The 11806-nt window shown below is 68.1% G+C and carries 10 protein-coding genes; 8 read left to right on the top strand and 2 right to left on the bottom strand.

Features of this window, described 5'->3' with window-relative positions; genetic code table 11:
* Positions 1 to 4 precede the first annotated feature (4 nt).
* Both dcd and apbC read right to left on the bottom strand, forming a co-directional pair.
* Positions 5 to 571 carry a dCTP deaminase gene (gene dcd / locus BM297_RS14645; protein WP_092432793.1) on the bottom strand — a complete coding sequence of 189 codons (567 nt, stop codon included), beginning with the start codon at positions 569 to 571 and terminating at the stop codon, positions 5 to 7.
* Positions 572 to 887: 316 nt separating this feature from the next.
* A complete protein-coding gene (gene apbC / locus BM297_RS14640) occupies positions 888 to 1982 on the bottom strand; it encodes an iron-sulfur cluster carrier protein ApbC (protein WP_092432792.1) in 1095 nt (364 codons plus the stop codon).
* A gap of 275 nt (positions 1983 to 2257) precedes the next feature.
* Between apbC and metG the strand changes: the two genes are divergently transcribed.
* From metG to nth, 8 genes are all read left to right on the top strand, one after another.
* The gene (gene metG / locus BM297_RS14635; RefSeq protein ID WP_092432791.1) at positions 2258 to 4303 is read left to right on the top strand and encodes a methionine--tRNA ligase; all 2046 of its coding nucleotides are present in this window, start codon (positions 2258 to 2260) and stop codon (positions 4301 to 4303) included.
* A 252-nt stretch (positions 4304 to 4555) separates the two neighbouring features.
* Positions 4556 to 5140, top strand: coding sequence for an electron transport complex subunit RsxA (rsxA, locus tag BM297_RS14630; protein WP_092432790.1), 585 nt, complete (start codon positions 4556 to 4558; stop codon positions 5138 to 5140).
* Complete coding sequence (rsxB, locus tag BM297_RS14625; protein ID WP_092432789.1) at positions 5137 to 5712, top strand: electron transport complex subunit RsxB; 576 nt, start codon at positions 5137 to 5139, stop codon at positions 5710 to 5712. The genes rsxA and rsxB overlap by 4 nt, the downstream gene beginning before the upstream one ends.
* Positions 5709 to 8390, top strand: a complete 2682-nt coding sequence (gene rsxC / locus BM297_RS14620; RefSeq protein ID WP_092432788.1) for an electron transport complex subunit RsxC — start codon at positions 5709 to 5711, stop codon at positions 8388 to 8390. Before rsxB ends, rsxC begins: the two co-directional genes overlap by 4 nt.
* Before the next feature lie 289 nt (positions 8391 to 8679).
* Positions 8680 to 9735: an electron transport complex subunit RsxD gene (gene rsxD / locus BM297_RS14615; protein ID WP_092432787.1), complete on the top strand. Its 1056-nt coding sequence runs from the start codon at positions 8680 to 8682 to the stop codon at positions 9733 to 9735.
* A 4-nt stretch (positions 9736 to 9739) separates the two neighbouring features.
* Positions 9740 to 10405 carry an electron transport complex subunit RsxG gene (gene rsxG, locus BM297_RS14610; protein ID WP_092432786.1) on the top strand — a complete coding sequence of 222 codons (666 nt, stop codon included), beginning with the start codon at positions 9740 to 9742 and terminating at the stop codon, positions 10403 to 10405.
* A complete protein-coding gene (locus BM297_RS14605; RefSeq protein ID WP_092432785.1) occupies positions 10402 to 11118 on the top strand; it encodes an electron transport complex subunit E in 717 nt (238 codons plus the stop codon). Before rsxG ends, BM297_RS14605 begins: the two co-directional genes overlap by 4 nt.
* A gap of 4 nt (positions 11119 to 11122) precedes the next feature.
* Positions 11123 to 11761, top strand: a complete 639-nt coding sequence (gene nth / locus BM297_RS14600; RefSeq protein ID WP_092432784.1) for an endonuclease III — start codon at positions 11123 to 11125, stop codon at positions 11759 to 11761.
* The last annotated feature ends 45 nt before the right edge of the window (positions 11762 to 11806 follow it).

Genomic DNA, 11806 nt, shown 5'->3' with positions numbered 1-11806 from the left:
GCGATCACGCCTTGGGCAGGGTCACGCCGACTTGCCCCTGGTACTTGCCGCCGCGGTCCTTGTAGGACACTTCGCAGGCTTCGTCCGACTGCAGGAACAGCATCTGCGCCACGCCCTCGTTGGCGTAGATCTTCGCCGGCAGGGTGGTGGTATTGGAGAACTCCAGGGTCACGTGGCCTTCCCACTCCGGCTCGAGCGGGGTGACGTTGACGATGATGCCGCAGCGCGCGTAGGTGCTCTTGCCGAGGCAAATGGTCAGCACGTCGCGCGGGATGCGGAAGTACTCGACGGTACGCGCCAGGGCGAAGGAGTTCGGCGGGATGATGCACACGTCGCCCTTGACGTCGACGAAGCTCTTCTCGTCGAAGTTCTTCGGGTCGACGGTGGCCGAGTGGATGTTGGTGAACACCTTGAATTCGTCGGCGCAGCGCACGTCGTAGCCGTAGCTGGACACCCCGTAGGAGATCACCCGGTCGGCAGCCGCACCGCGCACCTGGCGCTCGACAAAGGGCTCGATCATGCCGTGCTCGAGGGCCATGCGGCGAATCCACTTGTCCGATTTGATGCTCATGCGACTGTCCTGCCTGGGTGGGTAAAAACGGGGATGTGGCGGAAAAACGAGCGCGTATCTTACCGGCTGGCCTGCAGCGGGCAAAGGGCCGGGCGCCGCACGGCCATGGGCAGGGTGGGAAACTCGCGCAGCGATTTCCCACCCTTGACGGCGGACACGGCGGCGCCGGTGTCCAGCCTACGCACTTGAGCTGAGGCTACGCCGCCAGATCAACTGCTTCGCCCCGAGGTCGGGCCTCCCACAAGAAGCAGAACCATCCTCTACCTGTAGGAGGCGCGACCTTGCGGCGATGCGGGCCAGCGGCCCGCCAGAACCCTCAATCCTCGCTGATGCTGATGCTCGGCATCGCCGTGGCGTTGGCCGCCTGGCGCAGCAGGCGCGCCCCGACCTTGCGCGCCAGCTGCTGGTAGAGCAGCGCCAGCGGGCCGTCCGGCTCGGCGACCACGGTCGGCTTGCCGCCGTCGGCCTGCTCGCGGATGGCCATCGCCAGCGGCAGCGAGGCCAGCACCTCGACGCCGTACTGCGCGGCCAGCTTGGCGCCGCCGCCCTCGCCGAACAGGTGCTCGGCATGCCCGCAGTTGGAGCAGATGTGCACGGCCATGTTCTCCACCACGCCAAGCACCGGGATGTTGACCTTGGTGAACATCTCCACGCCCTTCCTGGCGTCGAGCAGGGCCAGGTCCTGCGGGGTGGTGACGATCACCGCGCCGGCCACCGGCACCTTCTGTGCCAGGGTCAGCTGGATGTCGCCGGTGCCCGGCGGCATGTCCACCACCAGGTAGTCGAGGTTGTCCCAGGCGCTCTGGGTGATCAGCTGCAGCAGCGCGCCGGAGGCCATCGGCCCGCGCCAGACCATCGGCGTGCGCTCGTCGGCGAGGAAGGCCATCGACATCACCTGCACGCCGTGGGCCTGCAGTGGCACGAACCACTGGCCGTCCTTGATCTGCGGGCGGGTGCCGTCCTTGATGCCGAGCATCAGGCCCTGGCTGGGACCGTAGACGTCGGCGTCGAGGATACCGACCCGCGCGCCCTCGCGGGCCAGCGCCAGCGCCAGGTTGGCGGCGGTGGTCGACTTGCCGACGCCGCCCTTGCCGGAAGCCACGGCGATCACGTTCTTCACCCCGGCCAGCGCCGGGGTCTGCGCCGGCACCGGGTGGGCCGGGATCACGCAGTCGACCTGCACCTCGGCCGCGCTCACGCCGGCGAGGTTTTCCAGGCCGCTCTTCAGCATCTCGGCCCAACCGGCCTTGAACAGCCCGGCGGCGTAGCCCAGCTCCAGACGCACGCGCACCCGGCCGCCGTCGATGCTGACGTCGCGCAGACAGCCGGCGCTGACCGGGTCCTGATCGAGATGCGGATCGGTGTACTGACGCAGGACCGCCTCGACGGCGGCGCGGGTGACGACACTCATGGATGACTCCCGGGAAAAGGTTGAGCGGAACAGGGGGATATCCTACCCGACCAGCGACGCGGTGGAGAAACGCTCTGGCTCCAGTAGGAGGCGCGACCCCGCGGCGATGCGGGCTGCAGGCCCGCCAGCAGAACAAGAGCATCGCCCCGAGGTCGGGCCTCCTACAGGGATGGGCTGAGCGGGCCGCCCACCGGCGCCAGCCCCACGGATGAAAAAAACCGCCCGGGGCTATATAGTTGCCGACTTCCCTCGTTTTGCCAGTGCAGCCGATCATCATGTCCGAAGCCCGCCAGATCCTCGTCACCAGCGCCCTGCCCTACGCCAACGGCTCCATCCACCTGGGCCACATGCTCGAGTACATCCAGACCGACATGTGGGTGCGCTTCCAGAAGCTGCGCGGCAACCAGTGCATCTATGTGTGCGCCGACGACGCCCACGGCTCGGCGATCATGCTGCGCGCCGAGAAGGAAGGCATCACTCCGGAGGCGCTGATCGCCGGCGTGCAGGCCGAGCACAGCGGCGATTTCGCCGACTTCCTGGTCGACTTCGACAACTTCCACTCGACCCATGCCGAGGAAAACCGCGAGCTGGCCACCGCCATCTACCTGAAGCTGCGCGATGCCGGGCATATCGCCACCCGTTCGGTGACCCAGTACTTCGACCCGGACAAGGGCATGTTCCTTGCCGACCGCTTCATCAAGGGCACCTGCCCGAAGTGCGCCGCCGAGGACCAGTACGGCGACAACTGCGAGAAGTGCGGGGCCACCTACGAGCCGACCGAGCTGAAGGACCCGCGCTCGGCGATCTCCGGCGCCACCCCGGTGCTGCGCGACTCCAAGCACTTCTTCTTCAAGCTGCCGGACTTCGAGGCCATGCTCAAGCAGTGGACCCGCAGCGGCGCCCTGCAGGACGCGGTGGCCAACAAGATCGCCGAATGGCTGGATGGCGGCCTGCAGGAGTGGGACATCTCCCGCGACGCGCCCTACTTCGGCTTCGAGATTCCCGACGAGCCGGGCAAGTATTTCTACGTCTGGCTGGATGCGCCGATCGGCTACATGGCCAGCTTCAAGAACCTCTGTAAGCGCCGCCCGGAGCTGGACTTCGACGCCTTCTGGAACAAGGATTCCAAGGCCGAGCTGTACCACTTCATCGGCAAGGACATCGTCAACTTCCACACCCTGTTCTGGCCGGCGATGCTCGAAGGCGCCGGCTACCGCAAGCCGACCGCGGTCAACGTGCACGGCTACCTGACCGTCAACGGCCAGAAGATGTCCAAGTCGCGCGGCACCTTCATCAAGGCGCGCACCTACCTGGACCACCTGAACCCCGAGTACCTGCGCTACTACTACGCCAGCAAGCTGTCGCGCGGGGTGGACGACCTCGACCTCAACCTCGAGGACTTCGTGCAGAAGGTCAACTCCGACCTGGTCGGCAAGGTGGTCAACATCGCCAGCCGCTGCGCTGGCTTCATTCACAAGGGCAACGCCGGGGTGATGGTCGACGCCAACCCCGAGCCGCAGCTGTGGGACGCCTTCCAAGCCGCCTCCCCGGCCATCGCCGAGGCCTACGAGCACCGCGACTTCGGCCGCGCCATGCGCGAGATCATGGCCCTGGCCGACCGCGCCAACGCCTGGATCGCCGACAAGGCGCCGTGGGCGCTGAACAAGGTCGAGGGCAAGCAGGCCGAGGTGCAGGAAATCTGCGCCTTCGGCGTCAACCTGTTCCGCCAGCTGGTGATCTTCCTCAAGCCGGTGCTGCCGAACCTCTCCGCCGCCGCCGAGGCCTTCCTCAACGTCGCCCCGCTGAGCTGGGATGACCATGCGCTGCGCCTGGCCAACCACCAGCTGAACCCGTTCACCCCGCTGATGACCCGTATCGAACCCGCGAAGATTGACGCCATGATCGAAGCCTCCAAGGAAGACCTCGCCGCCCAGTCCACCGAAGCCGCCGCCCCCGCGGGCAATGGCGAGCTGGTCAAGGAGCCGCTGGCCCCTGAGATCAACTTCGACGCCTTCGCCGCGGTGGACCTGCGCATCGCGCTGATCGAGAAGTGCGAGTTCGTCGAGGGCGCCGACAAGCTGCTGCGCCTGACCCTGGACATCGGCGACGCCAAGCGCAACGTGTTCTCCGGCATCAAGAGCGCCTACCCGGACCCGAGCAAGCTGGAAGGCCGCCTGACCCTGTACGTCGCCAACCTGGCGCCGCGCAAGATGAAGTTCGGCATGTCCGAGGGCATGGTGCTGGCCGCCGGTCCGGGCGGCGAGGAAATCTTCCTGCTCAGCCCGGACGCCGGCGCCAAGCCGGGCCAGCGCGTGCACTGATCGCCGCGCCTTGAACAAGACCCCGCCACGGCGGGGTCTTGTGTTTCTGCCTTGCCGCACGCTCAGCGCCTGCGCGCGCAGCAATGGGCCGCAACGGATTCTGGCCAGCCTGCAAGTCGCACAAATAGCCGGATCCGCACTCTTTATTCCTAAAAGGAATTACAAGCTCGAGCCCGCTCGACTTGTACGCTATAACCCGCTCCACGATAATAGACCCCCTCATTCATCGACGGCGCGAGCCCGCTTCTGCCCATGACCGAATTCGCCCTCATCCTGGTCAGCGCCATTCTGGTCAACAACTTCGTGTTGGTGCAGTTCCTTGGCCTCTGCCCGTTCATGGGGGTTTCGAAGAAGATCGAAACCGCCATCGGTCTGTCGCTGGCCACCACCTTCGTGTTGACCCTGGCCGCCATGTGCAGCTACCTGATCCACCAGTACGTGCTCAAGCCGCTGGACCTGGAGTTCCTCAGGACCATCAGCTTCATCCTGGTGATCGCCGTGGTGGTGCAGTTCACCGAGATGGTGGTGAACAAGACCAGCCCGATGCTGTACCGCGTGCTCGGCATCTTCCTGCCGCTGATCACCACCAACTGCATCGTCCTCGGCGTGGCCCTGGTCAACGCCAACAAGGCCGAGTTCACCTTCCTCACCGCCACCGCCAACGGCTTCGCCGCCGGCCTGGGCTTCTCCCTGGTGCTGGTGCTGTTCGCCGCGCTGCGAGAGCGCATCGCCATCGCCGACGTGCCCGTGCCGTTCCGCGGCGCCGCCATCGGCATGATCACCGCCGGTCTGATGTCGCTGGCGTTCATGGGCTTCACCGGATTGATCAAGCTATGAGTCTGGTCCTCATTGCCGTCGTTGCCCTAGCGGCGATCTGCCTGGTTGCCGGCGCCATCCTCGGCTACGCCGCGGTGCGCTTTCGCGTCGAGGGCGACCCCATCGTCGAACAGATCAACGCCCTGCTACCGCAGACCCAGTGCGGCCAGTGTGGCTACCCGGGCTGCAAGCCCTACGCCGAGGCGATCGCCAACGGCGACAAGATCAACAAGTGCCCGCCCGGCGGCCAGGCCACCGTGCAGGCGCTGGCCGACCTGCTCGACGTCGAGGTCGAGCCTCTGGACGCCACCGGCGGCGAGAAGCCGCGCATGGTTGCCTTCATCCGCGAGGCCGAGTGCATCGGCTGCACCAAGTGCATCCAGGCCTGCCCGGTGGACGCCATCGTCGGCGCCGCGCGGCAGATGCACACGGTGATCGTCGACGAATGCACCGGCTGCGACCTGTGCGTCGAGCCCTGCCCGGTGGACTGCATCGACATGATCGAGATCGGCACCAATGTGCAGAGCTGGAAGTGGGAGCGTCCGCTGGCGCCCGGCCAGTTGATCGCCACCGACCGGGAGCAGGCCGCATGACTGCCGCAGTGAAGACCTGGGACATCCCCGGCGGCATCCATCCGCCGGAGCGCAAGACGCTGTCCAACCGCACGCCGATCCAGCCGGCACCGCTGCCCAAGCGGCTGATCCTGCCGCTGAGCCAGCACATCGGCGCTCCCGCCGAGCCGCTGGTCGCGGTCGGCGAGCGCGTGCTCAAGGGCCAGAAGATCGCCGACGCCGCGGGCGTGGTCAGCGTGCCGCTGCACGCACCGACCTCCGGCACCGTCGCCTTCATCGGCCCGCAGCCCTACCCGCACGCCTCCGGCATGCTCGCCCCGGCCATCGTCATCGAGGCCGACGGCCTGGACGAGTGGTGTGCCCTCGAGCCCTGCGCCGACTTCCGTGCCCTGCAGCCCGAGGCGCTGCTGGAGAAGATCCGCGACGCCGGCATCAACGGCCTGGGCGGCGCCGGCTTCCCCACCGCGGTCAAGCTCACCGCGCGGCCGCAGCAGAAGATCCACACGCTGATCATCAACGGCACCGAGTGCGAGCCGTACATCACCGCCGACGATGTGCTGATGCGCGAGAAGGCCCGCGAACTGGTGACGGGCATCGACATCCTCGCCCAGCTGATCCAGCCGGACGAGGTGCTGATCGGCATCGAGGACAACAAACCCGAGGCCATCGCCGCACTCAGGGCCGCCCTGAGTGAGCGCGCCTATCAGCTGCGGGTGTTCCCCACCAAGTACCCGTCCGGCGGCGAGAAGCAGCTGATCCAGATCCTCACCGGCCGCGAAGTGCCGGCCGGTGGCCTGCCGGCGGACATCGGCATGCTCTGCCAGAACGTCGGCACCGCGGTGGCCGTGCACGACGCCGTGGTGCTCGGCAAACCGCTGATCTCGCGGATCACCACCCTCACCGGCGAAGCGCTGGCGCGACCGATGAACGTCGAGGCGCTGATCGGCACCCCGGTCGAGGAGCTGCTGGCCTTCGCCGGCCTCGACGCACAGAAACTGGACCGCCTGATCATGGGTGGACCGATGATGGGCGTCACCCTGCCCGCGCTCGACGTGCCGCTGATCAAGACCAGCAACTGCCTGCTGGCGCCGACCCGCAGCGAGCTGCCGCCGCCGCCACCGGCGCTGCCGTGCATCCGCTGCGGCGAGTGCGCGCTGGCCTGCCCGGCCAGCCTGCTGCCGCAGCAGCTGCACTTCTTCGCCCTCGGCAGCGAGCACGAGCAGCTCAAGGCGCACAACCTGTTCGACTGCATCGAATGCGGCGCCTGCGCCTACGTCTGTCCGTCGAGCATCCCGCTGGTGCAGTACTACCGTGCGTCCAAGGCGGAGATCCGCGAGCTGGAGCAGAAGCAGCAGAAGGCCGAGCACTCCAAGCAGCGCTTCGAACTGCGCCAGGAACGCCTGCGCCGCGAAGAAGAGCGCAAGGAAGAGGAACGCCGCGCCCGCGCCGAGAAGGCCGCGCGCGCCAAGGCCGCCCAGGCCGAAGCTGCTGCGGCGGCACCGGCCGCGGCCGCCGCACCAGCGGTCAACGAGGACCTCAAGCGCCTGAAGATCGAGGCCAGCATGGCCCAGGTGGCGCTGAAGAAGGCCGAGAAGCAGCTGGCCCAGCACGACACCGCCGAGCTGCAGACCCAGGTCGCCGAACTGCGCGCCGCCCTCGAGGCCGCGCAAAAGGCCCTCGCCGAGGCCCAGGCCGCCGCCCCGGCCAGCGCCCCCGCGCCTGCCACCGCCAAGCCGGCCGGCGACGAGGCCTTGAAGAAGGCCAAGATCGAAGCGGCGATGCTCAAGGCGCAGATCCGCAAGCTGGAGAAGGTCGAGGCGCCGGACGACGCTCAGCAGGCCGAACTGGCCAAGTTGCGCGAACAACTAACTCAAGCCGAACAGGCCCTGGCTGCCGCCGAGAGCGCCGCGCCCGCCCCCGCAGCCAAGCCGGCCGGCGACGAAGCCTTGAAGAAGGCCAAGATCGAGGCCGCCATGCTCAAGGCGCAGATCCGCAAGCTGGAGAAGGTCGAGGCGCCAGATGACGCCCAGCAGGCCGAACTGGCCAAACTGCGCGAGCAGCTGGCTGAGGCAGAAAAGGCCCTGGCCACCGCCGAGAGCAGCGCGCCCGCGCCCGCAGCCAAGCCGGCCGGCGACGAGGCGCTGAAGAAGGCCAAGATCGAGGCCGCCATGCTCAAGGCGCAGATCCGCAAGCTGGAGAAGGTCGAGGCCCCGGACGACGCCCAGCAGGCCGAGCTGGCCAGGCTGCGCGAACAGCTCGCTGCCGCCGACCAGGCTCTCGCCGACCTGGAGCAGGCGGCGGCCGCGCCGACGCCTGCAGCCGCGGCCGAACCGGTCAAGGCCGAGATCGACCCGCTGAAGAAGGCCAAGGTCGAACTGGCGATGAAGCGCGCCGAACTGAAGAAGGCCGAGAAGGCCGGCGCCGACGCCGCCGAGCTGGCCAAACTGCGCGAGGCACTGGCTGGCGCCGAGCAGGCCCTGCACGCGGCCGAGGAAGGCTCCGCCAAGCCGGCACCCGAGCTGGTGCGCACGGAGAAACGCCCCGTCGACGAGGCCACCCGCGCGCTGAAGACCGAAGTGGCCTTCGCCCGCGCCGACCTGCGCAAGCTGGAGCGCGACGAGTCCGCCACGGACGAGGCCCTGGAGGCCGCGCGCACTCGGTTGGCCGAGGCCGAAGACAAGCTGGCGGAGCAGCAATGAACGTAGGGTGGGTTAGGCCGCAGGCCGTAACCCACCACCCGGCCGCCAGACCGGCCACGACATGCCGGCTCACGCCGGCAGCGGTGGGTTACGCCGCAAGCGGCTAACCCACCCTACGAACGACGAACAACCCTCCCCTCTCCCACCCGTGGGAGAGGGGCCGGGGGTGAGGGCCACGCGACTCGACGCACCGCCCTCACTCCACCTCTCTCCCGCCAGCGGGAGAGGGAGCACGAAACTCCGGAGCCGGGAGTCTCTCCCGCTCCTTACCAAACACAACGGAGCATCAATGGCCCTGCCCCGCATCACCTCGCCCCACGCCACGGGCCGCAACCGCACCCAGCAGGTCATGCAGCTGGTGCTGCTGGCCACCCTGCCCGGCGTGCTGGTGCTGACCTGGCTGTACGGTTTCGGCACCCTGATCAACCTGTGCTGGGCCGTCGCCGTCGCCCTCGGCTGCGAAGCCGCGGTGCTGCGCCTGCGCCAGCGGCCGATCGGCTTCTTCCTGCGCGACTACAGCGCGGTGCTCACCGCGGTGCTGCTGGCCCTCGCCCTGCCGCCCTACTCGCCCTGGTGGCTGACCCTGGTGGCCACCGCCTTCGCCATCCTGTTCGGCAAGCAGCTGTTCGGCGGCCTCGGCCAGAACCCGTTCAACCCGGCGATGCTCGGCTACGTGGTGGCGCTGATCTCCTTCCCGGTGGAAATGACCAGCTGGCCCGCGCCGCGCGGCTTCGAGGCGGCCAACCCGACCCTCGGCCTGCTCGACGGCCTGCAGCGCATCCTCGGTCTGACCGCCAGCCTGCCGGACGCCTGGACCCAGGCCACCGCGCTGGACGCCCTCAAGGTCAACAAGAGCCTGACCATCGCCGAGCTGTGGGCAAGCAATCCGTCGTTCGGCAGCCTCGGCGGCTATGGCGCCGAAGCGGTCAACCTGGCCTTCCTCGCCGGCGGCCTGTTCCTGCTCTACAAGCGGGTATTCACCTGGCACGCGCCGGTGGCCATGCTCGCGGGCCTGGGCCTGATGAGCCTGGTGTTCTGGAACGGCTCGGGGTCGGACTCCAACGGCTCGCCGCTGTTCCACCTGCTCAGCGGGGCGACCATGCTCGGCGCCTTCTTCATCGTCACCGACCCGGTGTCCGGCGCCACCAGCCTGCTCGGCCGCCTGCTGTTCGGCGCCGGCGTCGGCGTGCTGGCCTACGTGATCCGCGCCTGGGGCGGCTACCCGGACGGCGTGGCCTTCGCCGTGCTGCTGATGAACCTGGCCGCACCGACCATCGACTACTACACCCGTCCGCGCACCTACGGCCATCGCAAGCCGGAACGCGGCTTCAAGCTGGGAGAGTAAGGACATGCTGCCGGAAATCCCCCGCTCGATGCTGAAGAACAGCCTGCTCCTCGGCCTGTTCGCCGTCGCCACCGTCGGCGTGGTCGCCGTCACCCAGCAGGGCACCGCCGAGCGCATCCAGGTCGCCGAGCGCGAAGCCCAGGTGCGCGCGCTGGCCGAGATCCTGCCGGAAGGCAGCTACGACAACCACCTGCTGGACAACAGCCTGCAGCTCAGCGATCCGCTGCTCGGCAGCGCCCGGCCGCTGCCGGCCTACCTGGCCCTCAAGGGCGGCCAGCCCAGCGCCATCATCCTCCAGGCCATCGCCCCGGACGGCTACAGCGGCAGCATCCGCCTGCTGGTCGGCATCCATGCCGACGGCCGTCTGGCCGGCGTGCGCGTGCTCGCCCACAAGGAGACACCGGGCCTGGGCGACAAGATCGAGCTGGCCAAGAGTCCCTGGGTGCTGGCCTTCGCCGGCAAGTCGCTGAGCGACCCCGACGCGGCCGGCTGGGCGGTGAAGAAGGACCAGGGCGTGTTCGACCAGTTCGCCGGCGCCACCATCACCCCACGCGCGGTGGTCAAGGCCGTGCACCACGCCCTGCAGTACTTCGACGCCCACCGCGCCGAGCTGCTCGGCCTGCCGGATACCGCCACCCCGGCGGCCGCACAACAGGAGCCCGTGCAATGAGCCAGAGCTACCGCGAGATCGCCGGCAACGGCCTGTGGAAGAACAACCCCGGCCTGGTCCAGCTGCTCGGCCTGTGCCCGCTGCTTGGCACCAGCAACTCGACGGTCAACGCCCTCGGCCTGGCGCTGGCCACCATGCTGGTGCTGGTCTGCTCCAACGCCGCGGTGTCGCTGATCCGCGGGGTGACGCAGACCGCCGTGCGCCTGCCGGCCTTCGTGATGATCATCGCCGCGCTGACCACCTGCATCGAGCTGCTGATGCAGGCCTACACCTACGAGCTGTACCAGATCCTCGGCATCTTCATCCCGCTGATCACCACCAACTGCGTGATCCTCGGCCGCGCCGACGGTTTCGCGGCGAAGAACGGCATCGCCCGCTCGGCGTTCGACGGCCTGATGATGGGCATCGGCTTCGGCCTGGTGCTGGTGGTGCTCGGCGCCGCGCGCGAGCTGCTCGGCACCGGCGTGCTGTTCGCCAACATGCAGCTGCTGTTCGGCCCCCTGGCCGAAAACTGGCAGCTCAGCCTGCTGGGCAGCGACTACAAGGGCTTCCTGCTGGCCATCCTGCCACCGGGCGCCTTCCTCGTGCTGGGCCTGATGATCGCCGGCAAGAACATCATCGACCAGCGCGCCGAAGCCCGCGCCAAGGCCCGCCAGCCGGCGCCGGAGCCGATCACCAGCCGCCGCGTGCGGGTCACCGGCGTGGTGGAGTAAGCCCATGAATGCCGCCAAGCGTGCGGAAATCTTCCGCCGCCTGAAGGAGGACAATCCCGAGCCGACCACCGAGCTGGAGTACCAGAGCGTGTTCGAGCTGCTGGTGGCGGTGATCCTCTCCGCCCAGGCCACCGACGTCGGCGTCAACAAGGCCACGGCGAAGCTGTTCCCGGTGGCCAACACCCCCGAGGCGATCCACGCCCTGGGCGTCGAGGGCCTCGAGCAGTACATCAAGACCATCGGCCTGTACCGCAGCAAGGCGAAGAACGTCATCGAAGCCTGCCGCCTGCTGATCGAGAAGCACGCCAGCGTGGTGCCGAGCAGCCGCGAGGAGCTGGAGGCGCTGCCCGGCGTCGGCCGCAAGACCGCCAACGTGGTGCTCAACACCGCCTTCCGCCAGCCGGCCATGGCGGTGGACACGCACATCTTCCGGGTCAGCAACCGCACCGGCATCGCCCCCGGCAAGACCGTGCTCGAGGTGGAGAAGAAGCTGGTCAAGTTCGTGCCCAGGGAATACCTGCTCGACGCCCACCACTGGCTGATCCTGCACGGCCGCTATGTGTGCAAGGCCCGCAAGCCGCAGTGCGGCAGCTGCCGGATCGAAGATCTGTGCGAGTACAAGCACAAGACTTCCGACGATTGAGCAGATAAAAATAATTCCTATCGACCGATAGAAAAATTCTCTTTT

Origin of the sequence: Geopseudomonas sagittaria (genome assembly GCF_900115715.1) — a bacterium.
GTDB classification, from domain to species: Bacteria; Pseudomonadota; Gammaproteobacteria; order Pseudomonadales; family Pseudomonadaceae; genus Geopseudomonas; species Geopseudomonas sagittaria.
This window is presented reverse-complemented; position numbering and strand designations above follow the sequence as displayed.

Coding starts and splice junctions, on each gene's coding strand:
- dcd (WP_092432793.1), bottom strand. CDS start 571: ATGAGCATCAAATCGGACAAGTGGATTCGCCGCATGGCCCTCGAGCAC.
- apbC (WP_092432792.1), bottom strand. CDS start 1,982: ATGAGTGTCGTCACCCGCGCCGCCGTCGAGGCGGTCCTGCGTCAGTAC.
- metG (WP_092432791.1), top strand. CDS start 2,258: ATGTCCGAAGCCCGCCAGATCCTCGTCACCAGCGCCCTGCCCTACGCC.
- rsxA (WP_092432790.1), top strand. CDS start 4,556: ATGACCGAATTCGCCCTCATCCTGGTCAGCGCCATTCTGGTCAACAAC.
- rsxB (WP_092432789.1), top strand. CDS start 5,137: ATGAGTCTGGTCCTCATTGCCGTCGTTGCCCTAGCGGCGATCTGCCTG.
- rsxC (WP_092432788.1), top strand. CDS start 5,709: ATGACTGCCGCAGTGAAGACCTGGGACATCCCCGGCGGCATCCATCCG.
- rsxD (WP_092432787.1), top strand. CDS start 8,680: ATGGCCCTGCCCCGCATCACCTCGCCCCACGCCACGGGCCGCAACCGC.
- rsxG (WP_092432786.1), top strand. CDS start 9,740: ATGCTGCCGGAAATCCCCCGCTCGATGCTGAAGAACAGCCTGCTCCTC.
- BM297_RS14605 (WP_092432785.1), top strand. CDS start 10,402: ATGAGCCAGAGCTACCGCGAGATCGCCGGCAACGGCCTGTGGAAGAAC.
- nth (WP_092432784.1), top strand. CDS start 11,123: ATGAATGCCGCCAAGCGTGCGGAAATCTTCCGCCGCCTGAAGGAGGAC.